We start from the raw sequence: 23,276 nt of genomic DNA on the forward strand, positions 1-23,276 counted from the left end.
AAGAACTAGACTGCTCCAATGAGCGTCTATCTCGACCATGCGGCTACTACGCCGATGTTCGACGTTGCTATCGAGGCGATGAATTCATCGCTACGCAAACTCGGTAACCCTTCTTCACTGCACACTGAAGGACGTTCAACTCGTAAAGATGTTGAGGATGCTCGCGAAAAGATTGCAAAGGCCGTTGGTTGCTTAGCTAGCGAAGTTATCTTCACTGGTTCAGGTACCGAAGCCAATAACGCTGCCATTAAGGGTCTGTTCTGGCACACAGATAAGAAAGTCATCCTGGTTTCAAGCATCGAACACCATGCAGTTCTTGATCCTGCACATTGGTTAGCTGAACACGAAGGCGCTGAACTTATTCAGATTCCCGTGAATACCGATGGCGTCATTGATCTTGAATTTCTCAAGAAGACAATCGCAGAGCGTGGTTCAGAGATTGCGCTGATTTCAGTCATGCACAGCAATAATGAAACCGGCGTTATTCAACCGATTGCAGAAATTGTTAAGGCAGCTGCTGATATCCCAGTTCATTGCGATGCCGTCCAGAGTTTTACCAAAGTGCCAATCTCATTTAAAGAGTTGGGTCTCTTTGCCATGACAATTAGTGGCCATAAAGTTGGTGGCCCGCTTGGAATCGGTGCACTGATCTTGCGTCGCGCAGTTGAAATCCCTGCGTTGTTACACGGCGGGGGACAAGAGCGCGATATTCGAAGCGGTACCTTGAACGCTCCATCGATTGTGGCACTTGCTGCTGCAGTTGAAGCCAATCTTTATGATGCAAAGATAGTTGCCACACTGCGTGATTCTTTTGAAGCAGGTGTCATGGCTGCTCGACCTGACGCAGTCATTAACGGCAAGAATTCAGGGCGCCTTCCAGGAATTTCAAATATAACTTTTCCAGGCACACAGAGTGATTCACTCTTGCTGCTGATGGATTCAGAGAAAGTTTCCTGTTCAACGGGTGCTGCTTGCACAGCAGGTGTTCATCGCCCTAGCCATGTATTGATGGCGATGGGCTTATCTGATGTGGTTTCGCAATCATCGCTACGCTTCTCGTTCGGCAGCACCAATACGCAAGCAGATGTTGATTTCGCACTCTCCGTTCTTCCAACCGTAATCGAACGTGGTTTAGCGGCCAATGCAGTGGGTAAAAAGTGAAGATCATTGCAGCCATGAGCGGTGGCGTTGATTCAGCAGTTGCTGCAGCGCGTGCAGTTGAGGCAGGACATGAAGTTATTGGCGTGCACTTAGCGCTGTCATCTAATCCTCAGAAGTACCGCAGCGGTGCTCGCGGATGTTGCACCATCGAAGATTCACATGATGCACGTCGCGCTGCAGATGTCATCGGTATTCCTTTCTATATCTGGGATATGGCTGATGAATTCCACGAGGGCGTCGTTGAAAACTTTATGAGCGAATACAAAGCAGGGCGCACACCTAACCCATGCCTTCGTTGCAATGAAAAGATTAAATTTGCCGCAGTTCTAGATCGCGCAAAGGCAATGGGATTCGATGGCGTAGTCACCGGGCACTATGCGCGTACTCGCGAAAGCGATGCAGGTCGCACGTTGCACCGAGCAGTAGATCCGCTGAAGGACCAGTCATATGTTCTTGCAGTACTTAATCGCGAACAAATTAACGGCGCAATCTTTCCTCTTGGTGATACCGAGAAGGTAGATATCCGTAAAGAGGCAGAAGCTCGCGGTCTTGCTGTGGCTCAGAAGCCAGATAGCCATGACATCTGCTTTGTTCCATCAGGAGATAACGCAGGCTGGTTGCGCGATCGCATGGGTAGCGAAGTTGGCCCCATCGTTGATCAAGATGGAAATAAGTTAGGCGAACATAAGGGTGCCTACACCTACACAATCGGGCAGCGCAAAGGTTTGGGTCTCACAGTTCCAACTGCTGATGGATCACCACGTTTTGTCTTAAAGATTGAACCTGTTTCAAACACTGTTGTCGTAGGTGCGCGCGAAGATCTCGCTGTGACTTCAATGCGCGGTGAACGCCCAATCTTCTGTGGCCCTGAAGTAGGCGCCGCACCTTTACGCGGCTTTGTTCAGGTACGCGCACATGGCGCCGCACTCGATTGCACCTATTACATGGATAACGGCCAACTCGTTGCCGAGCTTGATCAACCTCTACTGGGCCTTGCAACAGGTCAAGCAATGGTTATCTACGATGGCGACCGCGTCGTTGGTTCGGCGACAATCTGCGAGACCGCATGACAAACGCAGCACGCCATCGCATCACCGAACTCACTCAAGAGATTCGCGATCACCAATTTAAGTATTACGTTCTCGATGCTCCAACAATCACAGATGCTGCCTTCGATAAGTTATTAAAAGAGTTACAGGCCCTTGAAGCAAAGCATCCTGAACTTCTTGAACCAGATTCACCGTCTCTTGGCGTAGGCGGGGGATTTGCAACCACCTTTGATCAACATGATCACATCGAGAAGATGATGAGCCTTGATAACGTCTTTGATTCAGACGAGCTAAATACCTGGTTTGATCGCGTTGAAAAAGATTCCCTAAGCCCTGATTACTTGTGCGAACTTAAAGTCGATGGACTTGCCATCAACTTGCTCTACGAGAACGGCCAACTTACCCGCGCACTTACTCGTGGCAATGGCGTTACCGGAGAAGATGTCACGCTCAATGTAAAGACCATTAAGGGTTTACCTCACACACTTTCCGGAAAGAAAATTCCATCGCTGATTGAAGTACGCGGTGAAGTTTTCTTACCTGTTGCTGCCTTTAACCAACTTAATGAAGAGCTCGAAGAAGCTGGTAAACCACTTTTTGCCAATCCTCGTAACTGCGCCGCAGGTTCATTGCGTCAGAAAGATCCTCGCGTCACAGCTTCTCGTGCACTCGATGTTGTTGTGCACGGAGTCGGTGCAAGTGAAGGAATCACCTTTGATTCGCAATCTGATGCTTATGCGCAACTCAAGGCGCTCGGTCTTCCAACTTCAAACCGCTTCAAAGTCTGCAATAGCCGCAAGGAAGTCCTTGATTTTATTGAGAATTACAACGTTCATCGCCACGATGTCGAACATGAAATTGATGGCGTTGTTATCAAGGTCGACGACATTGCTGAGCAGAAAAAACTCGGCTTTACATCGCGCGCTCCTAAGTGGGCTATCGCTTATAAGTACCCACCTGAAGAAGTAACAACGAAGTTGCTCGACATCAAGGTCAGTGTTGGTCGCACAGGCCGCGTGACTCCATTCGCATTTATGGAGCCCGTCAAAGTTGCAGGATCCACAGTTACCAATGCAACGTTGCACAACCAAGAAGAGATTGAACGCAAAGGCGTATTGATCGGCGATACCGTCATCATTCGAAAAGCCGGCGATGTAATTCCTGAAGTATTGGGTCCAGTTCTTGATAAGCGCACAGGTAAAGAGAAAGCATTTGTGATGCCAACTCACTGTCCTGAATGTGGCGCAGAACTTCGGGCAATCACTGAAGGCGATGTAGATATCCGCTGCCCCAACACCCGTAGCTGCCCAGCTCAATTGCGCGAACGTATTTACTACATCGGCTCTCGTGCAGCGCTCGATATCGATGTCTTGGGATATGAAGCAGCAGTAGCCATGCTGCAGGACAAGATCATTACCGATGAGGCAGATATCTTCTCGCTCACCGAAAGCGCTTTGATGAAGTCATCTTTCTTCACGAAAAAAGATGGCACTAAGGGCAAGAACCTCGAGAAGTTACTTGAAGCGCTTGAAGAAGCGAAGGTGCGTCCACTGTGGCGCACAATCGTCGCGCTCTCTATTCGCCACGTGGGACCAACGGCTGCACAAGCTCTTGCTACAAACTTCGGAAGCATGGATGCAATCGCAAAGGCATCTGTTGCAGAGCTTGCTGATATCGATGGCGTTGGTGAAGTAATTGCGCAATCGATTGTCGAATGGTTTGAAATCGATTGGCATCGCAACATCATCAAGCAGTGGACCGCAGCCGGTGTTGCCATGGTCAATGCAAAGGTTGAAGACCTGCCGCAAACTCTTGCTGGGCTTACCTTTGTTGTAACCGGTGGCCTCGAAGGATTTACTCGCGATTCGATTGCCGAATCAATTACTGCGCATGGCGGCAAGCCATCGTCATCGGTTTCTAAGAAGACAGATTATGTATTGGTCGGAACTGACCCAGGTTCAAAGCTGGCCAAGGCGCAAGAGTTAGGCGTCACAATCATCGATGAAGCGCGCTTTTTAGAACTTCTTGAGGGTAAGTAGTAATCTTCACTCATGATCATGCTCAACGCTGAAGAAGCCGTCCGCGAACTTCCGATTCCTCCTTATGCATTCGGACTCATTGCATTCGGTGTCTTTGTATTACTTTTGTACGTAACGCTTCGTCTAGATAAGTAGTTCACTTTGCGCGTTGGGCTCTACGGCGGAACATTCGACCCGATTCATAACGGTCATATCCATGTCATCCAAGAGCTCATTACCCGAAAGATTGTCGATCACCTTTTAGTTCTTCCAGCAGGGCAACCGCGTCTTCGCGATAACGAACCACATGCAACTGGCGCACAACGTCGCACTATGTGCCAGCTGGCAGTAAATGAACTACCTGCAGAGATTAAGAAGCACATCGAAGTTAATCCGATTGAAGTTTTACGAGAAGGACCGAGCTACACCATCGACACTGTCGAAGCGGTAGCCCAGTTCTACGAAGGCGACACCATCGTTTTAATCGTAGGCACCGATGCTTACGAGAAGATTGATCAATGGCACCGTGCCGATGAGTTGAAGAAGATGGTCGAGTTCGTCGTTATTGATCGGCCAGAATTTCCAGGAGAGCACAACACCAGCGTGGATGCGATTGCAGTATCTGCAACCGATATCCGTGCACATAAATCTGATGCAGTACCCGCAGCAGTTGCGGCCTTTATTAAGGAGAATAACCTCTATGCCAGCAAGTAAAGCCTGCGTCGAACGCACACAGATTGCAGCGCGCGCTGCCGTCGATAAATTCGGTACTGAACTCGTTGCACTCGATCTCTCGGATCAGACAGTGCTCAGTGAGGTATTCCTTATTGTTACCGCCTCAAACTCAAAGATCATCGACACCATTGCTGATGAAGTTGAAGAGCAGTTGCGTTTAGTTGGCGATAAGCCACTGCGCCGTGAAGGAACTGATGAATGGGTACTTCTTGATTATTCAGATCTCGTAGTTCATATCCAATCAACAGAGCTACGCCGTTATTACATGCTTGATCGCCTATGGAATGACTGCCCAAAGATTGAGCTCGATATCGTTAAAGAGGAAGCAGCACGTGGCTAACCAGATCATCCTCTGGCGCCACGGACAGACCGAATGGAATGTGGCCAATAAATTTCAAGGCCACACAGATATTCCGCTCAACGATGTAGGACTTTTTCAGGCAGCACATGCAGCGCCAATCATCGCGGCAATGAGCCCAACGATGTTGATTGCAAGTGATTTGATGCGCGCCCAAAGCACCGCACATGAACTGGTGAAATTAACTGGACTTGAAGTAATTACCGATGCCCGTCTTCGTGAAACAAATTGTGGAAATTGGGAAGGACTCACAGGAGATGAGATTCGCAAAGTAGATCTCAACAATCTACGCGAGTGGTCTCTTGGTGGCGATAATCCTGCTGGCGGAATTGGTGAACGCCGCAGCGAAGTTGGAGCACGAGCAGTTGCTGCAATTACTGATGCACTTGCTGGAAAAGATAATCAGCGAATCGTTGTTGCAACCCATGGCGGAACATCTCGCACAGTGATTGGTTCCTACCTCGAACTTCCAATCCCATATTGGTCACGAATCGGTGGACTTTCTAATGCGCAGTGGTCAATCCTTGACCATTCTCCAAAGGGTTGGTTATTGGTCGAACATAACGCCGGATCTATTCCAGAGCCTGTATTCGGCGAAGAATCCGGCGCAGTCATACCCGACTCCGTGCGCTAAACTCTGCGCTCCATCAATATTTAGAAGCATTGACGGGGATATGGCGCAATTGGTAGCGCGCTTCCATGGCATGGAAGAGGTTAGGGGTTCGATTCCCCTTATCTCCACGTGAGTACTGAACGCGAACACGCGGCATACGACTTTGCATACGTGCAAGAGAAGTGGCTGCCTATTTGGGACAAGCTCGAACCATTTAAATCTGGTCGAGCAGATGATGCACGCCCAAAGAAGTATGTACTCGATATGTTCCCTTACCCATCAGGTGATCTTCATATGGGTCACGCCGAGGCATATGCACTTGGCGATGTCATCGCTCGTTACTGGATTCAAAAAGGTTTCAACGTTATGCACCCAATCGGTTGGGATGCATTTGGATTGCCGGCAGAAAATGCTGCAATCAAGCGCAATGAAGATCCACGTATCTGGACCTACGAAAACATTGCAACACAGAAAGCTTCGATGCGTCGCTACGCATGTTCATTCGACTGGGATCGCGTTTTCAATACATGCGACCCCGAGTACTACAAGTGGAACCAGTGGCTCTTTACCAAACTTCACGACCGTGGCTTGGCATACCGCAAGGACTCTGCAGTTAACTGGTGTCCAGGTTGCCAGACAGTATTGGCTAACGAACAGGTAGTAGCGGGTCTCTGCGAACGTTGCGATTCAGCAGTTACAAAGAAGAAGCTCAACCAGTGGTACTTCAAGATCACTGATTACGCAGATCGCTTACTCGATGACATGTCTGAACTCGAAGGCAAGTGGCCTGAAAAAGTATTGCTCATGCAGCGCAATTGGATTGGTCGCTCACAAGGTGCCAACGTCAACTTCGTTATCGAAGGTCGCACAGAGCCAGTAACTATTTATACAACTCGTCCCGATACTTTGTACGGTGCAACATTTATGGTCGTTGCAGCTGACTCAGCACTTGCTGCAGAACTCGCAGCAGGAACTCCTGTTGAAGCTGAGTTCACTTCTTATCTTGAAAAGATTAAGGCAGCATCTGATATCGATCGCCTTGCAACAGATCGCCCTAAATCTGGCGTTGATCTCAAGCGCTTTGCAATCAACCCAGTTAATGGTGAGAAGTTACCTATCTGGGCATCTGATTACGTATTAGCTGATTACGGAACTGGCGCAATCATGGCTGTTCCCGCTCACGATCAGCGCGACCTCGACTTTGCAAAGGCGATGGGACTTCCTGTCCGCGTTGTTGTTGAAACTGGCGAAGAAGATCCCAATGAGACAGGCGTTGCCACGACTGGCGATGGAAAACTCATTAACTCTGGCGCACTCGACGGTCTAACAAAGGTCGATGCGATCACTGCAATTAATAAGCAGCTTGAAGCAGATGGTCTTGGAAATTCAGCTCGTAACTATCGCTTGCGCGACTGGCTTGTATCTCGTCAGCGTTACTGGGGCACGCCAATTCCTATCGTTCACTGCGATAAGTGTGGCGAAGTAGCTGTTCCAGATTCAGAACTTCCATTGCTCTTGCCTGATGCAAAGGGACTAGATCTCAAGCCAAAGGGTCAATCACCCCTTGCTGCTGCTACTGAATGGGTCAATACCAAGTGTCCAAAGTGCGCAGGCCCTGCGATGCGCGATACCGACACCATGGATACCTTCGTCGATTCATCCTGGTATTACCTGCGCTACCCATCTTCAACCAATGCAACCGAGCCATTTAACCGCGCAGATGTTGATACCTGGTTGCCAGTTGATCAATATGTCGGTGGCGTAACCCACGCAATCTTGCACCTTTTGTATTCACGCTTCTTCACCAAGGTTTTGTATGACATGAAGATGCTTTCATTCACCGAGCCATTTACACGTCTTCTCAACCAAGGAATGGTTGTCATGGATGGCTCTGCGATGTCGAAATCTCGCGGCAACCTTGTGCGCCTCTCTGATGAACTTGAAAACCACGGCGTCGATGCAATTCGTCTCTCGATGGTCTTCTCAGGCCCACCTGAAGATGACGTTGATTGGTCAGATGTTTCTCCATCAGGCTCAGTTAAATTCTTAAGTCGCGCATGGCGTCTTTCAGGTGATGTCACATCAGCACCTGGCGTTGATTTCAGCACTGGTGATATTTCACTACGTAAGGCAACACATAAAGCGCTTCATGATGCTGGTTTTGCAGTCGAATCTTTCCGCTTCAACGTAGCTGTTGCTCGCGTTATGGAACTTGTCAATGCAACACGTAAGGCAATCGATTCCGGATGTGGAGCTGCAGATCCTGCAGTTCGTGAAGCAACGGAAGCAACAGCGATCATGTTGTCACTGGTTGCTCCATTTACCGCCGAAGAGATGTGGGAGCGCCTTGGCCACAAGCCTGCTATCGCAACTGCTGGTTGGCCTGCGGTAGATCCAGCGCTCCTTGTGGATGATGAAGTCGAAGCTGTTATTCAGATCAACGGCAAGATTAAAGATCGCATGAGCGTTTCTCCAACGATTTCAGATGCTGATTTCGAAGCTGCAGCCCTTGCTCTTCCTTCGATTGTCGCTGAACTCAACGGTGCGACTCCTAAGAAGGTTATTGCTCGCGCGCCAAAGCTCGTCAATATCGTTCTGTAATCAACAGCCCGCACCTTTTCGCGCAATACGCTGCGCAACTTCTAGCACCATCCGCGGATGGACAATAAATATCTAGATCAATTACATAATTGGTGGGGCACTCTCCACTATTCATCTCTTCAGAAACGTGGCCTCGCAATCATTGCGGGCCTCGTACTTCTGATATCTGGCCTCTTCGTCGCGCGCGGCGCATCGCAAGAAGTTGTTGCCGCTCCCGCACCTCTTGAGATCGAAAGCATCTCGCTGCAGACACTGATGGTCGATGTTGCCGGCGCTGTCGTAAACCCTGGCGTGTATTCGCTTCCCCTGAATGCACGCGTTGTCGAAGCGATAAAAGCTGCCGGCGGAATAAAGAAGGGTGCAGATACATCTGACATTAATCAGGCGCGCATCCTGAAAGATGGCGAGCAGATCTATGTATATCCATCAGCTTCAAGCGGAAGCGGAACAGCATCTCGCCCTGCATTACGTAAGAACGGCCCCATCATGATTAATCGGGCAACTGTTAAGGATTTCGAATCACTCGATGGAATTGGTCCGGTACTTGCTAACCGCATCGTTGGTTATCGCAAAGTAAATGGACCATTTAGTGCAGTTGAAGACCTCTTAAAAGTTCCAGGTATCGGACAGAGCAAATTCGCTCAATTCAAAGAGAAGCTGCGCGTGTAACCGATAGCCGCGCCCTTGCACTTGGGGGAGCGGTCTGGGTTGGTGCACTGACGCAAAGTTGGAGCGCACCGTGGAGAATCTCTGCGGTTGCGCTCCTTCTGACGTTGGTCACCATTAAGAAGAGGCGATTTAGCGTTCTTATTGTCGCGCTCCTAGTTGGCGCATCGGTTATGTCGATACGCATTGGGGCGTTGCAATCAAGTGCGATTCATAACTATCAAAACTCAACAACGGATGTGGTTCTGCAGGTAACGACAGATCCCACAAAGATTGCACCAAAGATCATGGGCACCGCCTTTGCGCCCACATCATTTAGCTTTATTGGGCAGGCGCTAGAAATAGATAATCACTATCGCCTGCGAATTCCTGTGCGAGTAATTGCAGCCACGAAGAACGTTCAGGGTTTGTTACCTGGACAGAAGATTCGTGTCAGCGCCAAAGTTCTGACCAGTAAAGAGAAGCGTGTTGCTGCCCTTCTGATAGTCGGCAAAAAGATTGAGGTACTTACGCCGCCATCGATGTGGGCACGTTCTTTGGCAACTATTCGTTCTGGTCTTCGGAGTGCAACTGGCACAGGGGACGCCGGTGCGTTAATTCCCGGAATGGTGATCGGCGATGTCAGTAAACAGAGCGTTGATTTCAAGAACGATATGCGCAGATCGGGGCTAACCCACCTTGTTGCAGTAAGCGGTGCCAACTTCGCCATCGTTTCAAGCTTTGTCTTATGGGGAATGCAATTCTTCTTCCGTCGTGTTAACCACCGTTTGATTGCAACAGCTATTTCATTGACTGCATTTATCGCACTGGTCCGCCCATCTCCTTCGGTTTTACGTGCAGCAGCAATGGCTGCAGTATTGCTCTTTGCACATGGAACCAGGCAAGGGCGAGATTCATTGCCGGCTCTCGGTTTTGCAATCGGCGCAGTTGTGATTGCCGATCCTTTTCAAGCACGAGATCCGGGTTTCGCTCTCTCTGTTCTTGCCACCGCTGGCTTATTACTGCTTGCACCGAAGATAAAGCCGAAGATCTTGGCGCCACCGATTGCGGCAATGGTCTTCTGTACACCTGTCATAGTTGCTATATCTGGCTACATCAGCCCCATGAGCATCATCGCCAACGTACTTGCAGCTCCGGCAGTCACACCTATAACTATTGTTGGATTTATTGCAGCGCTGATTTCACCTATTTCGCCACCTCTTTCATCTGCACTGATATTTCTTGTAAAACCTTTTGCAACATGGGTTGTCTGGGTGGCGCGGTGGATTTCACAGTATCCAGTTCTTACTCTGCGCACAGGTCTCTATGGATTCGCCATTGCAGCAGGTGTTGTGGCGCTTATCTACTTTGGTCGCAAGAAGTTCGCTATTGCGCTTCTTATCTTCGTCATCTCCATCTCATGGTTACAACGCTTTCCTGCCGGAGATTGGCAGGTAGCTAATTGCGATGTGGGGCAAGGAGATTCAATGGTGATTAATCTTCACCATAATCGAGCGATAGTTATTGATGTTGGCCCAGATCCGCAGCTGATGGATAGATGCCTTCACCAACTTGGAATCAAAGAGATTCCCTTACTCATTCTTACCCACGTGCACGCAGATCATGTTGGGGGATTGCAGGGAGCAAAGAAGAACCGCATCGTTGGCACAACATGGTTTGGCAATATCAATGCAGGAGCTAAAGCACGCATCGATAACATTGAAATCGATGTAAAGTGGCCGCAACAAGGTGACTTCGACGGCAATCCCAACAACTCGAGTATCGCTGCAACATTTACATCACCTGACTTCACCCTCTTCGCCGCAGGTGATATCGAACCCCCAGTGCAGGCGCAGCTCCTATCGCGGATAGGAAAAGTTGATATCTATAAAGTTGCACATCACGGTTCGCGCTTCCAAGATTTCGATTTACTGCGCGAACTTTCACCCACCATTGCAGTGGTGAGCGTCGGTAGCGAGAATAGCTACGGACATCCCGCACCCAGCACTATCGAGGCTTTGACCCAGTTAGACGCTAAGGTATTGCGTACTGATGTCGATGGCGCTGTTGCTATCCGGGCTGAGCGCCATCGATTATCTATTCAGCGCAGCAAGCGCTGGGGACGCCTATTCTTCTGGAACTAATGAAAGGAGCAGACCATGAACGCTTTCTATCTGCTCCTGGGTTCTGAAGGTGCACTTGCCGATCGCGCGCTGGCAAAGTTACAAGCGCAGCTCAAGGAAGAGAAAGCTGAATCCACCACCATCGACGCATCCGATGCACAGGTGGGCGATATCGCCGATGCCCTTGCTCCATCACTTTTCTCCGAACGTCGCGCACTGATCATTAAAGATTTGCAAGACCTGCCCGAAGATTCCAAGGCCGAAGTAACTCGCTACCTTGATCAACCAGATCCCACCATGACTGTGATTTTCGTTCACAAAGGTGGCGTCAAAGGTAAGGCTCTGCTTGATGCAATCAAGAAGATCAAACCCGAAATCATTCCCTGTGATGCCATTAAGAAAGAATCCGAAAAAGAAGATTTTGTTAAAGGTTTATTCCAAGATGCAGGACGCAAAGCAACACCAGGTGCTATTAAGGCAATGGTTGGCGCACTCGGTACAGACCTTCGCGAACTTCAATCAGCTGTTTCACAGATTGCACTCGATGCGCCCGCAGGTGCAATTGATGAAGCGATGGTCGATAAATTCCACCAAGGACGAATCGAAACAACAGGATTCGATGTTGCCGATGCAACTATCGATGGCAACTTGCCCGTCGCACTCATTACTTTGCGCAGCGCACTTGAAACAGGCACAGATCCCGTCATGGTCACATCTGCAATTGCATCTTCACTTCGCTCACTCGCAAAAGTTTCCGGAACAAATCGCGGAACAAAATCATTTGAATTAGCAGGACAACTCGGAATGGCTCCATGGCAGATAGATAAAGCTCGCCGTCAGCTTCAATCCTGGACTCCTCGCGGAATCGCAACGGCAGTTGAGGCGATCGCCAAGGCTGATGCCGATGTGAAGGGGGCCTCATCTGACCCCATCTTCGCGCTGGAAAAAGCCCTCCAAACCATCACCGCCGCCCACGGCCAGCGCTGATTTCCCGCTCAATCTCGATTTTGGGGTGACCCCCCTGCGCTGATAACCTACGCGTCTGCACAAATCACAAGGTTTGGCTAAAACACACAGACGGAGCAATACACGTGGCAAATATCAAGTCGCAGATCAAGCGTATTAAGACAAACGAGAAGGCATACCTTCGCAACAAGTCTGTCTCATCATCAATCAAGACTGCTGTTCGCAAGTTCCGCGAAGCTGTCGTAAAGGGTGACGCTGCTGCAACTACTGCTGAACTCCGTGCAGCTTCAAAGGCTCTCGATGTTGCAGTTTCAAAGGGCGTTATTCACAAGAACGCTGCTGCAAATAAGAAGTCTTCAATGGCTAAGGCTGCTGCTAAAGCCGGCGTTCGTTAATTCTTCGCCAACCCTTTAAAGATAACTCAAAGGTAACGGTCTCTTAAGTGCCTGCAATATCCATTGCTAAGGCGCCACAACCAGCTTCAACAAATCCGGCGCAGATTCGCAATTTCTGCATCATCGCCCATATCGATCACGGCAAATCAACTCTTGCCGATCGCATGCTCCAAATTACTGAGGTAGTCGAAGCACGCAATATGCGCGCGCAATATCTCGATCGCATGGATATCGAACGCGAACGCGGAATCACTATTAAATCTCAGGCAGTTCGTCTGCCATGGCGCAGCGGTCTTGATGGACAGGAATACATCCTGAACATGATCGATACACCTGGCCACGTCGACTTTACCTACGAAGTTTCACGCTCACTTGCTGCATGCGAAGGCGCTGTATTGCTCGTTGACTGTGCACAAGGAATCGAAGCGCAGACTCTTGCAAACCTCTACCTTGCAATGGAGAACAACCTCACCATCATTCCTGTACTTAACAAGATCGATCTTCCAAACGCACAACCAGAAAAGTTTGCGGCAGAACTTGCCGGGCTTATTGGCTGCAAAGTTGAAGATGTGCTGAAGGTTTCTGGAAAGACTGGCGATGGCGTTGCAGATCTCCTTGATCAGATCATCGCTCAGATTCCAGCTCCTGTCGGAGATGCCGATGCACCTGCCCGCGCACTGATCTTTGACTCTGTCTACGATGCATATCGCGGCGTTGTTACCTATGTTCGAGTTATCGATGGCCACATCAATCCGCGCGAACAGATTCAGATGTTCTCTACTGGCGTTAAGCACGAGGCTCTTGAAGTCGGCGTTATTAGCCCAGAACCGCTTCCATCAAAGGGTCTTGGCGTTGGCGAAGTAGGTTACTTAATTACTGGCGTGAAAGATGTTCGCCAATCACGAGTAGGCGACACCATCACCAACTATGCGCGTCCAACTAAGGAAGCGCTCGGCGGATATAAAGATCCAAAGCCAATGGTCTTCTCTGGTTTGTTCCCACTTGATGGCGCTGATTTTCCTGTACTTCGCGATGCGTTAGAAAAGCTACAGCTCAACGATGCAGCACTCGTCTACGAACCAGAAAGCTCTGCAGCCCTCGGCTTCGGTTTCCGTTGCGGCTTCCTTGGTCTTCTTCACATGGAAATCGTGCGCGAACGCCTAGAGCGCGAAGCAAAGCTCAACTTGATTTCAACTGCTCCAAACGTGGTTTACCGCGTCACCATGGAAGATGGCAAAGAGTTTGTTGTTACCAACCCATCAGAATTTCCTGACGGCAAGATCAATAGCGTGAAAGAGCCGATTGTTAAATCAACGATTCTTGCGCCTTCAGAATTCATCGGAACCATCATGGAGCTCTGCCAAGAGCGCCGTGGCGTGATGTTGGGTATGGATTACATCTCTGAAGATCGCGTTGAAATTCGCTACACACTTCCTCTTGCAGAAATCGTCTTCGACTTCTTCGATCAACTTAAGTCTCGTACACGTGGTTACGCATCTCTTGATTATGAAGAGATGGGCGATGAAGATGGAAACCTTGTAAAGGTCGACATCTTGCTCCAGGGCGAAGCTGTCGATGCCTTTAGCGCAATCGTTCACCGCGACAAGGCTTACTCATATGGCGTCATGATGACCGGCAAGTTACGCGAGCTCATTCCTCGCCAGCAGTTCGAAGTTCCTATTCAGGCAGCTATCGGCTCTCGCATCATTGCTCGCGAATCTATCCGCGCGATCCGTAAGGACGTTCTTGCTAAGTGCTACGGCGGAGATATCTCTCGTAAGCGCAAACTTCTTGAGAAGCAGAAGGAAGGTAAGAAGCGCATGAAGATGGTGGGACGCGTTGAAGTTCCACAAGAAGCCTTCGTTGCAGCTCTTGCTACCGATGCCGATATCGAAAAGATTAAAGCAGCCCGCAAGCTCGAAGGCTAGTTAGTCATGCTCTCGTTCTACGTCCATATTCCATATTGCGTACGACGCTGTGGCTACTGTGATTTCAACACCTACACACCTTCTGAACTACAAGATGGCGCAACTCTTGAAATCGTTTCTGGCGACTACATCGATGCCGTTCTCAAAGAGCTAGATGCCGCGCCAGTAGAGACAGTCCCAACCATCTTCTTTGGTGGCGGAACTCCATCGCTCTTGCCACCTAAAGATCTAGGTCGCGTTATCACTGCCATCAAGGCGCGCAATGGAGTTACTGAAGATTGCGAAATTACCCTTGAAGCTAACCCAGATTCAGTCACACAAGAGAAGCTCAACGAACTCTTTGCGGTCGGCTTCAACCGCATCTCATTCGGAATGCAGTCATCGAATCCTGAAGTTCTCAAAGTCTTAGATCGCACACATAACCCAGAAAACGTTCGCAAGGCTGTCGATATGGCGCGCATTGCAGGATTTGAATCTGTGAGCGTTGATCTTATTTACGGAGCGCCAGGGGAGTCCTTAAGCGATTGGGCAGCCACAGTAAAAGAGGCGCTCTCACTCAACATCGATCACATCAGCGCCTATGCACTCATTGTTGAAGAAGGCACAAAGCTTGCAGCGCAGATCAAGCGCGGTGAATACACAATGCCTGATGATGATTTGATGGCAGATATGTATTTACTCGTTGATCAGCAATGCTTGCAAAAAGGTTTGAAGTGGTACGAGCTATCTAACTGGTCAAAGCCAGGACATCAATGTCGCCACAATATTGCGTACTGGAAATCAAATAACTGGTGGGGCTTAGGACCTGGCGCGCATTCTCATATTGACCAGAAGCGTTTCTGGAATGTGAAGCACCCAAATGCATATAAGGAAAAGGTCTTTGCAGGTATTTCACCGATTAAAGATTCAGAAATTTTGAGCGATGATGAGAAAAAGTCTGAATACATCATGCTCGCTATCCGCATGCCTGAAGGCGTGAAGAAGGCAGCTCTTACCGTTGCTCAATATGAGCGAAGCATGGAATACATCAAGAGCGGCCATGTAATAGAGAAGGAGAACGCACTAGCGCTTACTCCTAAGGGGCGCCTTATCGCTGATCGCATCACGCATGAAATGCTTCGTTAGCACTCGCACGCTAAGATTGCCAAACTATGACCACTGATCGCCGCCTCGAGATTCTTCGAGCAATTGTCGACGAATATGTCGAAACCCAAGAGCCGGTTGGCTCAAAGGCGATTGCCGATAAGCGCGCACTTGGAATTAGCCCAGCAACTATTCGCAATGAGATGGCTGTTCTTGAAGAAGAAGGTTTGATTACCCAACCTCATACAAGTGCGGGGCGCATCCCAACAGATCGTGGATACCGCCTCTTTGTAGACAAAATTTCAGCCGTCAAGCCACTTTCAACTGCCGAACGTCGCGCGATTGAAACATTCCTTGAAGGTGCGCATGACCTCGACGATGTCGTAAAGAGAAGTGCAAAGTTATTGGCAGATATCACCAAGCAGGTAGCAGTTGTGAAGTATCCAAAGATTGGTGATTCACAAGGTCGCGAGATGATGGCGATTTCCGGAACTGCAAACCTTGCTCGATCTGGTGAAGATCTTGGAAACACCCTTTCTCCTATTCTTGAAGCGCTTGAAGAACAAGTGGTTTTGCTTCGCTTGCTTAGCGATGCGCACTCAACAGTGCACGTGACTATCGGCAGCGAACAACCGGATTCAAGCTTGCAGACAACTTCTCTTGTCACAGTTGGATATGGCACTGATGCATCCCTTGGAATCCTTGGGCCAACACGCATGGATTACGCAGGTTCTATGGCTGCTGTTTCTGCAGTTGCTCGCTATGTAGGTCGCTTCATCACCGAAGGAAATAAGTGATGGCTGATTTCTACGACCTATTGGGCCTTGATCGCACTGCGACAGCCGATGACATCAAGAAGGCGTATCGCAAGATTGCGCGCGAACTTCACCCAGATGTAAACCCAGATCCAGAAGTGCAGAATAAATTTAAAGAAGTTACTGCTGCCTATGACACCTTGTCTGACCCACAGAAGCGTCAGCAATATGACATGGGCGGCCAAGGTGGATTTGGTGGGGGATTCGGCGGTGGCTTTGGCGGCGGTGGATTTAGCGACATCATGGATGCATTCTTTGGTGGCGGTGGAAATCGCGGACCACGTCCACGTATGCGCCAAGGACAAGATGCACTCATTCGCCTTGAAGTAGACCTCAACGAAGCATGCTTCGGAACTGAACGCGACATTACTTTGGAATCAGCAGTTGTCTGCCAGAAGTGCGAAGGACAAGGAACAGCAAACAACACAGCGCCTTCTATGTGTCCTGTCTGTAAAGGCCGGGGAGAAACTCAATTTGTTCAGAAGTCATTCCTTGGTCAGGTAATGACTTCTCGTCCATGTAATAACTGTTCTGGTTATGGAAGCGTTATTACCGATCCTTGTCGCGAATGTGGTGGCGATGGACGCGTACGCGCACGCCAGACAATCAACATTAAAGTCCCTGCTGGCGTTGAAACCGGTAACCGTATTCAGTTGGCTGGACGCGGTGAAGTCGGACAAGGCGGGGGACCAGCAGGAGATTTGTACGTTGAAATCGTTGAAGCAGAACATGAATTCTTGCTGCGCGATGGCGATAACTTGCACGTGGCAATTGAAGTTTCATTTGCAGCAGCAGCTCTGGGCACAACAGTTCACGTTGAATGCCTTGATGGCCCAGTAAAGGTCGATATCAAGGCCGGAACTCAGAGCGGAACAACGATTCCGGTTAAGGGCAAGGGCATGACTCGCCTTCGCACTACACACCGCGGAGATTTGATTGTGCACGTTGATGTGGCAACTCCGAACAAGCTCAGCCGCGATCAAGAGAAGTTGCTCAAGGAATTTGCCTCATCTCGTGGTGAAAAAGATGGCGATGTAAAGATTAAGGGCCACAGAGAAGGTCTCTTCACTAAATTCAGAGATGCCTTCGGTCGCTAATGCTGACCTTGTTCTTCGTTGAAGATCTGCCAACCACAGTTGGTGCCACTTACGAATTCGATAATGAAGATGCCAACCACGCTATCCGTGTATTACGCATGAGCACTGGCACCATCTTTAATCTCTCCGATGGAAATGGTTCATGGGCGCAAGTGCAGGTACTTACTGTTGCTAAGAAATCTATGCAGGTAAAGGTTCTTGAGACAGGTCACCAAGATCCACTTGATACGCACTTCACCGTTATTCAAGCTATTCCTAAAGGCGATCGCATCAAGGAAAGTATTGAGATGTGCACTGAAGGTGGCGCCGATCGCATCGTCATGTGGAAGGCTGCTCGTAGTATCGGAAAATCTGATGACAAGATTGAAAAGCTTCAAACAACTGCGCGCGAAGCTTCTAAGCAGTCACGACGTTTTCGTATCCCTGAAGTGATCGGTGTAGCTGCAACGAACGCAGTTGTTGATCAGATTGCGCAAGCAGATTTAGCGATTGTCTTCCACGAATCAGCGACTATAAAGGTCTCAGAACTTGTTGTTCCTGGTTGCAAGAAGGTTGCCATCATCATCGGACCTGAAGGTGGCCTAACCGATGAAGAGGTCGACACCTTTGCAGCAGCTGGCGCCAAGGTTGCCCTGATGGGACGCCCGGTTTTGCGCTCAGCACATGCCGGTTTAGCTGCTTTATCTGCGGTCAACACCGCCCTTTCCGTGTGGTGATTTCACCTCAATACCGATAGATTTTCAGTTATATGGAACGCCTCTTAATCACCGTGCCGCCCGCAATCCCGATGGTTTCACTCGTCGGTATCAATGATGCAAATATGTTGGCCATCGAAGCAGCATTCCCATCAGTCAACGTCACAGTCCGCGGCAACGAAATCACTCTGCGCGGTCCACATATCGATTGCATCGCCATGGAGAAGTTGATCCACGAGATGATGCTTGTGATTCGCTCAGGTCAGGTGCTTACAACGGATGCAGTCACACGCAGCATTGCGATGCTTGAAGCAGAACCAGCTCAACATCCAGCTGAAGTTCTCTCACTCAATATTGTCTCTAACCGCGGTCGCACGATTCGTCCCAAGACTGCAAACCAGAAGCTCTATGTCGATGCCATTGAAGAGAACACAATCACTTTCGGTATAGGTCCAGCTGGTACAGGTAAGACCTACCTTGCAATGGCTAAGGCTGTTGCTGCCCTGCAAGCGAAGAAGGTCAATCGCATTATCTTGTCTCGTCCAGCTGTCGAAGCAGGCGAGAAGTTGGGCTTCTTGCCAGGAACACTGAACGAGAAGATCGACCCATATCTACGCCCACTCTTTGATGCTCTGCACGACATGATCGATGTCGAAGCAATTCCACGTTTGATGCAGACTGGCGTTATTGAAGTAGCGCCCCTTGCCTTTATGCGTGGTCGCACACTTAACGATGCATTCATCATCTTGGATGAAGCGCAGAACACCACACCTGAGCAGATGAAGATGTTCTTAACTCGCCTTGGCTTTGGTTCAAAGATGGTTATTACTGGCGATGTCACCCAGAACGACCTACCTAATGGACAGCGTTCAGGTCTTGCCATTATTCGCGACATCCTCGATGGCGTTGATGACATTTCATTTATGGAGCTGACAGCAGATGACGTAGTCCGTCACCGTCTGATCGGCGATATCGTCAAGGCCTACGACTCATATGATGCAACCAAATCGGTTCCGCGTCCGATTCGTAACTCGTAATTCATATATATGACGGTTGAATTAGTAAATCGCTCTGGCGCTTTGGTGCCAGAAACTCAGATGCACTCACTTATCAATTACGGCATTGAGTACATGGAGCTCAACCCTGAGTGCGAAATCTCGCTTACCTTTGTTGATGTTACAGAGATGGAAGAGCTTCACATTAAGTGGATGGATGAAGCTGGTCCTACAGATGTTCTTTCTTTCCCTATGGATATGCCAGAAGAAAAGGGCGAAGCGGTAACGCTCGGCGATATCGTCATTGCTCCTGCAGTTGCTGCAAAGCAGGCACAGGATGCTGGCCATAGCGTCGAACATGAAATCTACATACTTGCTACACATGGCTTGCTCCATATCTTGGGCTATGACCACGCATATCCTGACGAAGAGAAAGTCATGTTCGCGTTGCAAGAGAAGATTGTGAAGGAGTGGTCGCTCGCTGCGACTGACACAATATGAAAGTAGATTTAGGGTGAAGAAAAATATAATTAAGAAGATCAACCTGGCATTTAAAGGCTTCGCCTGGGGACTTTTATCTGATGAAGAAGAGCTCCGTGATCTGATGGATCGCGCTCACACACGTGGGCTTGTCGAATCTGATGAACACGAGATGATTCACAACGTATTCGAGCTCGGTGACACCCTGGTGCGCGAACTCATGGTTCCGCGTATCGATATGGTCTGGATTGAAAGCGATAAGACTCTACGTCAAGCTCTTTCACTAGCGCTACGTTCTGGCTATTCCCGTATCCCAGTTGTCGGCACAGGTATCGATAACATCATCGGAATTACCTATGTAAAAGATTTAGCAAAGCGCGCATTGGATCACCACGAAGCTGAGACAACTGAAAAGGTTGAGCAGCACACACGCCCTGCCGTCTTTGTCCCCGAAAATAAAGAAGCTGCCGAGCTCTTGAAAGAGATGCAGCGCGATCAGATTCACCTTGCCATCGTTGTTGATGAGTACGGTGGAACTGCCGGCATCATCACTATCGAAGATATTATTGAAGAAATCGTGGGCGAGATCGCCGATGAATACGATGATGGCGTTGAAGCGTTCACTTGGATCAGCGAGAAGAAGGCACGCGCCAAGGCGACGATGCACGTTGAAGATTTGGCCGATGAACTCAAGATTGATATCGACCGCCACGAATTTGAAGATGTAGACACTATTGGTGGTTATATGGCAGAAAAGTTGGGCCGCGTTCCAATTGCAGGTTCGACAATTGATTTGCAGGGATGGTCGATCACCTCTGAACGTCCTGTAGGTCGCCGTCGCCGTATTAGCTCAGTTATTATTGAGCGCCCAGAGAAGGAGATTGATGAGCATGAATAATCCAGAAGATACAAAGCTGGTAACTCTTGCGACCTCAACTCTTGTTCGTAGCGGCGCACAACAAGCTGCAGCACTGCGCGATAACACTGGACGCACCTATGTTGCAATCAATGTGACTTCACCATCGCTTAACCTTGATGCCTTCGAAGCAGTTCTGACTGTTGCACTTGCATCAGGAATCACTGGTATCGAGAGCGTTGTCGCAACAGGATCACAGCCTGCAAATATCAAGGCGATTAAGGATTTCGCTCCCACTGCAACTATCTTCTTTATCGATTCGAACGGCACCGAAAGCGCGCTTTAGCCTTATTTACCCCTTAAAGATAAGATTGCCCAATGCGCGTAGTTCGTTTTACTCCTCAGCCAGATGCTGGCCTAGGTACCGACCCGCTCTTTGGAATCCTCGAAGAAGATAACCAAATCTCGATTATCTCTGGCGATCCGATCTATCACGGCATCCAGAAGACAGCGGCAAAGGTCGAACTCACCAAAGTACGCCTCTTAGCGCCAGTTATTCCTCGCTCAAAGATTGTTGCAGTCGGCAAAAACTATGCAGACCACGCAGCTGAAATGGGCGGCGTTGTTCCTGACGAACCGATCATCTTCTTGAAGCCAAATACTGCAGTGATTGGCCCTAGCGACACAATCGTCTGGCCGGCAATGGCGCCAACAATTGATTACGAAGCAGAGCTTGCCATCGTTATTGGTCGCGTCTGCAAAGAAGTTCCTAAAGAGCGCGTGAAAGATGTGATCTTCGGATACACCATGGCAAATGACGTTACTTCTCGCGAACTTCAGAAGCGCGATGGACAGTGGATGCGTGCAAAGTCATTCGATACTTTCTGCCCACTAGGCCCATGGATTGAAACAGAATTCGTACCCGGCACACAGCGCATCACCACAACTCTTAATGGTGAAATCAAGCAAGATGCCAAGCTTTCCGACATGATCTTTAAAGTCGAAGATATCGTCCACTTCGTTACACAGGTAATGACACTTCTTCCAGGCGATGTCATCATCACCGGAACACCCGCAGGAATTGGTCCAATGCCTGAGAAATCAACTATTGCTATATCCATCGAAGGCCTTGGCCAACTAACTAATAAGGTGAGCGCTCGTCCATGACAACTGCTAAAAAGGTAAAGGTACGTTTTGCGCCATCTCCAACAGGTGACTTACACGTTGGAAATATCCGCACCGCACTCTTTGATTGGGCTTATGCACGCCACACAGGTGGAACTTTCCTTTTCCGTATCGAAGATACCGATACCACTCGCGTAACCGATGAATATATTCAGGCAGCAATCGACACTTTAAAGTGGCTCGGACTGCAATGGGATGAGGGTCCAGAAGTCGGTGGCGATAACGGTCCTTACCTACAGTCACAGCGTCTTGGAATTTATGCCGAATGGGCACAGAAGTTCCTTGATCAAGGCGATGCCTACTATTGCTATTGCTCACCTGAAGAACTTGAAGCAGTGCGCGAAGAACAACGCAAAGCAAATGTGGCACCTGGTTATAACGGACATTGCCGCGACCTAACAGCAGATCAAATCGCTGCTTTTAAGGCGCAAGGACGCGAAGGCGTAGTGCGTATGCGTATGCCTGATGGCACAACAACATTTACCGATGAGATCCGTGGAGATGTCACCTTCGATCACAAGTTTGTTCCTGACTTCGTACTTGTGCGCGCAGATGGTTCACCTCTGTACACGCTCGCTGTTGCAGTCGATGACATCTTGATGGGCGTTACCCACGTGCTTCGCGGAGAAGATTTGCTCTCATCAACTCCTCGCCAGATCCGCGTTTATCAGGCGATGGGCGTAAAGATTGAGGATTACCCAGTCTTTGCTCACTTGCCGTTCGTTATGGGTCAGGACAACGCCAAGCTTTCTAAGCGCAATGGTGAAGTTTCAATTGCTTGGTATCGCGAACAGGGTTACTTGCCTGAGGCAATCTGTAACTACCTCGCACTTCTTGGTTGGTCACCAGGGGATGACCGCGAAAACATTTCGATGAAGGAACTCACAGAGCTCTTTACCGTCGAGAAGGTTCACTCATCTCCAGCACGTTTTGATATGAAGAAGCTTGAAGCAATCAATGGCGACAAGATTCGTGCCCTCAGCCTTGAAGAGTTCGCTACTTGGACGATGCCATTCCTGATCAAGGCCGGCGTTATCACTGGCACCGATGCTGAAATCGAATTGGTGAAGAAGGCTCTGCCTCTTATCCAAGAGCGCATCGTAAAGTTAGATGAGGCTCCACAGCTTCTTAAGTTCCTCTTCGTTGAAAAGTTTGCAGTCGATGGCGATGCAGTTTCAAAGATTTCCGATGCTGCAGCTAAAGATATTTTGAAGCGCTCACTTGCAGATCTTGAAGGCGTTGCAACGTGGAACCACGAATCAATCGAGGCAGTGCTTCGCGCATCTCTGATTGAAGAACTGGGCCTCAAGCCACGCATTGCATTTACCGCTCTGCGTATTGCAACAACCGGCAGCACTATTTCTCCGCCGCTCTTTGAATCTATGGAGTTGCTCGGGAAAGAGGCTTGCCTAGCCCGAATTACGCAGGCTCTCGCCCTCTAATTTTTGGGGTAAACTTCAACCTCGCGCCGCCAAGCG

Annotated in this window: 23 protein-coding genes and 1 tRNA gene; all 24 read left to right on the forward strand. The window is 49.3% G+C overall.

The window, feature by feature from the left end; genetic code table 11:
* Window positions 1–18: 18 nt before the first annotated feature.
* The 24 genes from AC8GFK_RS02075 (at window position 19) to gltX (ending at window position 23,240) form a co-directional block, all read left to right on the forward strand.
* Window positions 19–1,161, forward strand: a complete 1,143-nt coding sequence (locus AC8GFK_RS02075) for a cysteine desulfurase family protein (RefSeq protein ID WP_506625538.1) — start codon at window positions 19–21, stop codon at window positions 1,159–1,161.
* The gene (gene mnmA / locus AC8GFK_RS02080; RefSeq protein WP_506625539.1) at window positions 1,158–2,231 is read left to right on the forward strand and encodes a tRNA 2-thiouridine(34) synthase MnmA; all 1,074 of its coding nucleotides are present in this window, start codon (window positions 1,158–1,160) and stop codon (window positions 2,229–2,231) included. Before AC8GFK_RS02075 ends, mnmA begins: the two co-directional genes overlap by 4 nt.
* Window positions 2,228–4,249, forward strand: a complete 2,022-nt coding sequence (gene ligA / locus AC8GFK_RS02085; RefSeq protein ID WP_506625540.1) for an NAD-dependent DNA ligase LigA — start codon at window positions 2,228–2,230, stop codon at window positions 4,247–4,249. Before mnmA ends, ligA begins: the two co-directional genes overlap by 4 nt.
* A gap of 12 nt (window positions 4,250–4,261) precedes the next feature.
* Window positions 4,262–4,384, forward strand: coding sequence for a hypothetical protein (locus AC8GFK_RS02090; protein ID WP_506625541.1), 123 nt, complete (start codon window positions 4,262–4,264; stop codon window positions 4,382–4,384).
* Between the two features lie 6 nt (window positions 4,385–4,390).
* On the forward strand, window positions 4,391–4,942 hold the full coding sequence (gene nadD, locus AC8GFK_RS02095; RefSeq protein WP_506625542.1) for a nicotinate (nicotinamide) nucleotide adenylyltransferase: 552 nt from the start codon (window positions 4,391–4,393) through the stop codon (window positions 4,940–4,942).
* On the forward strand, window positions 4,929–5,303 hold the full coding sequence (gene rsfS / locus AC8GFK_RS02100; protein ID WP_506625543.1) for a ribosome silencing factor: 375 nt from the start codon (window positions 4,929–4,931) through the stop codon (window positions 5,301–5,303). Before nadD ends, rsfS begins: the two co-directional genes overlap by 14 nt.
* Window positions 5,296–5,955 carry a histidine phosphatase family protein gene (locus AC8GFK_RS02105; RefSeq protein WP_506625544.1) on the forward strand — a complete coding sequence of 220 codons (660 nt, stop codon included), beginning with the start codon at window positions 5,296–5,298 and terminating at the stop codon, window positions 5,953–5,955. The genes rsfS and AC8GFK_RS02105 overlap by 8 nt, the downstream gene beginning before the upstream one ends.
* Before the next feature lie 34 nt (window positions 5,956–5,989).
* A tRNA-Ala gene (locus tag AC8GFK_RS02110) sits at window positions 5,990–6,062 on the forward strand.
* 1 nt (window position 6,063) lies between these two features.
* Entirely contained in the window at window positions 6,064–8,535 is a 2,472-nt protein-coding gene (leuS, locus tag AC8GFK_RS02115; protein ID WP_506625545.1) for a leucine--tRNA ligase, read from the forward strand.
* A 57-nt stretch (window positions 8,536–8,592) separates the two neighbouring features.
* Complete coding sequence (locus AC8GFK_RS02120) at window positions 8,593–9,204, forward strand: ComEA family DNA-binding protein (RefSeq protein ID WP_506625546.1); 612 nt, start codon at window positions 8,593–8,595, stop codon at window positions 9,202–9,204.
* A 170-nt stretch (window positions 9,205–9,374) separates the two neighbouring features.
* Window positions 9,375–11,324, forward strand: coding sequence for a ComEC/Rec2 family competence protein (locus tag AC8GFK_RS02125; protein ID WP_506625547.1), 1,950 nt, complete (start codon window positions 9,375–9,377; stop codon window positions 11,322–11,324).
* A gap of 15 nt (window positions 11,325–11,339) precedes the next feature.
* Window positions 11,340–12,290, forward strand: a complete 951-nt coding sequence (holA, locus tag AC8GFK_RS02130) for a DNA polymerase III subunit delta (protein WP_506625548.1) — start codon at window positions 11,340–11,342, stop codon at window positions 12,288–12,290.
* Window positions 12,291–12,394: 104 nt separating this feature from the next.
* Window positions 12,395–12,664: a 30S ribosomal protein S20 gene (gene rpsT, locus AC8GFK_RS02135; RefSeq protein ID WP_017955201.1), complete on the forward strand. Its 270-nt coding sequence runs from the start codon at window positions 12,395–12,397 to the stop codon at window positions 12,662–12,664.
* A 47-nt stretch (window positions 12,665–12,711) separates the two neighbouring features.
* On the forward strand, window positions 12,712–14,592 hold the full coding sequence (gene lepA, locus AC8GFK_RS02140; protein ID WP_506625549.1) for a translation elongation factor 4: 1,881 nt from the start codon (window positions 12,712–12,714) through the stop codon (window positions 14,590–14,592).
* Between the two features lie 6 nt (window positions 14,593–14,598).
* Window positions 14,599–15,717 carry a radical SAM family heme chaperone HemW gene (hemW, locus tag AC8GFK_RS02145; protein WP_506625550.1) on the forward strand — a complete coding sequence of 373 codons (1,119 nt, stop codon included), beginning with the start codon at window positions 14,599–14,601 and terminating at the stop codon, window positions 15,715–15,717.
* Window positions 15,718–15,743: 26 nt separating this feature from the next.
* Complete coding sequence (locus tag AC8GFK_RS02150; protein WP_506625551.1) at window positions 15,744–16,472, forward strand: HrcA family transcriptional regulator; 729 nt, start codon at window positions 15,744–15,746, stop codon at window positions 16,470–16,472.
* Window positions 16,469–17,587 carry a molecular chaperone DnaJ gene (gene dnaJ / locus AC8GFK_RS02155; RefSeq protein ID WP_506625552.1) on the forward strand — a complete coding sequence of 373 codons (1,119 nt, stop codon included), beginning with the start codon at window positions 16,469–16,471 and terminating at the stop codon, window positions 17,585–17,587. The genes AC8GFK_RS02150 and dnaJ overlap by 4 nt, the downstream gene beginning before the upstream one ends.
* Window positions 17,587–18,303, forward strand: coding sequence for a 16S rRNA (uracil(1498)-N(3))-methyltransferase (locus AC8GFK_RS02160; RefSeq protein ID WP_506625553.1), 717 nt, complete (start codon window positions 17,587–17,589; stop codon window positions 18,301–18,303). Before dnaJ ends, AC8GFK_RS02160 begins: the two co-directional genes overlap by 1 nt.
* 32 nt (window positions 18,304–18,335) lie before the next feature.
* A complete protein-coding gene (locus AC8GFK_RS02165) occupies window positions 18,336–19,319 on the forward strand; it encodes a PhoH family protein (protein WP_095673291.1) in 984 nt (327 codons plus the stop codon).
* 9 nt (window positions 19,320–19,328) lie between these two features.
* Window positions 19,329–19,778, forward strand: coding sequence for an rRNA maturation RNase YbeY (gene ybeY, locus AC8GFK_RS02170; RefSeq protein WP_506625554.1), 450 nt, complete (start codon window positions 19,329–19,331; stop codon window positions 19,776–19,778).
* A 13-nt stretch (window positions 19,779–19,791) separates the two neighbouring features.
* Window positions 19,792–20,655, forward strand: coding sequence for a hemolysin family protein (locus tag AC8GFK_RS02175; RefSeq protein WP_223298464.1), 864 nt, complete (start codon window positions 19,792–19,794; stop codon window positions 20,653–20,655).
* On the forward strand, window positions 20,648–20,959 hold the full coding sequence (locus AC8GFK_RS02180; RefSeq protein WP_506625555.1) for a cytidine deaminase-like protein: 312 nt from the start codon (window positions 20,648–20,650) through the stop codon (window positions 20,957–20,959). Before AC8GFK_RS02175 ends, AC8GFK_RS02180 begins: the two co-directional genes overlap by 8 nt.
* Window positions 20,960–20,991: 32 nt before the next feature.
* A complete protein-coding gene (locus AC8GFK_RS02185) occupies window positions 20,992–21,780 on the forward strand; it encodes a fumarylacetoacetate hydrolase family protein (RefSeq protein WP_506625556.1) in 789 nt (262 codons plus the stop codon).
* Complete coding sequence (gene gltX, locus AC8GFK_RS02190) at window positions 21,777–23,240, forward strand: glutamate--tRNA ligase (protein WP_506625557.1); 1,464 nt, start codon at window positions 21,777–21,779, stop codon at window positions 23,238–23,240. Before AC8GFK_RS02185 ends, gltX begins: the two co-directional genes overlap by 4 nt.
* Window positions 23,241–23,276 lie beyond the last annotated feature (36 nt).

This window comes from Planktophila turicensis (SeqCode) (genome assembly GCF_965234405.1).
In the GTDB taxonomy this organism is placed as follows: Bacteria; Actinomycetota; Actinomycetes; order Nanopelagicales; family Nanopelagicaceae; genus Planktophila; species Planktophila turicensis.

Excerpts from the sequence above, each read along its gene's own strand:
- AC8GFK_RS02075 (WP_506625538.1), top strand. The coding sequence starts at position 19 with ATGAGCGTCTATCTCGACCATGCGGCTACTACGCCGATGTTCGACGTT.
- ligA (WP_506625540.1), top strand. The coding sequence starts at position 2,228 with ATGACAAACGCAGCACGCCATCGCATCACCGAACTCACTCAAGAGATT.
- AC8GFK_RS02090 (WP_506625541.1), top strand. The coding sequence starts at position 4,262 with ATGATCATGCTCAACGCTGAAGAAGCCGTCCGCGAACTTCCGATTCCT.
- rsfS (WP_506625543.1), top strand. The coding sequence starts at position 4,929 with ATGCCAGCAAGTAAAGCCTGCGTCGAACGCACACAGATTGCAGCGCGC.
- AC8GFK_RS02120 (WP_506625546.1), top strand. The coding sequence starts at position 8,593 with ATGGACAATAAATATCTAGATCAATTACATAATTGGTGGGGCACTCTC.
- AC8GFK_RS02125 (WP_506625547.1), top strand. The coding sequence starts at position 9,375 with ATGTCGATACGCATTGGGGCGTTGCAATCAAGTGCGATTCATAACTAT.
- holA (WP_506625548.1), top strand. The coding sequence starts at position 11,340 with ATGAACGCTTTCTATCTGCTCCTGGGTTCTGAAGGTGCACTTGCCGAT.
- hemW (WP_506625550.1), top strand. The coding sequence starts at position 14,599 with ATGCTCTCGTTCTACGTCCATATTCCATATTGCGTACGACGCTGTGGC.
- AC8GFK_RS02150 (WP_506625551.1), top strand. The coding sequence starts at position 15,744 with ATGACCACTGATCGCCGCCTCGAGATTCTTCGAGCAATTGTCGACGAA.
- AC8GFK_RS02160 (WP_506625553.1), top strand. The coding sequence starts at position 17,587 with ATGCTGACCTTGTTCTTCGTTGAAGATCTGCCAACCACAGTTGGTGCC.
- AC8GFK_RS02165 (WP_095673291.1), top strand. The coding sequence starts at position 18,336 with ATGGAACGCCTCTTAATCACCGTGCCGCCCGCAATCCCGATGGTTTCA.
- ybeY (WP_506625554.1), top strand. The coding sequence starts at position 19,329 with ATGACGGTTGAATTAGTAAATCGCTCTGGCGCTTTGGTGCCAGAAACT.
- AC8GFK_RS02180 (WP_506625555.1), top strand. The coding sequence starts at position 20,648 with ATGAATAATCCAGAAGATACAAAGCTGGTAACTCTTGCGACCTCAACT.
- AC8GFK_RS02185 (WP_506625556.1), top strand. The coding sequence starts at position 20,992 with ATGCGCGTAGTTCGTTTTACTCCTCAGCCAGATGCTGGCCTAGGTACC.
- gltX (WP_506625557.1), top strand. The coding sequence starts at position 21,777 with ATGACAACTGCTAAAAAGGTAAAGGTACGTTTTGCGCCATCTCCAACA.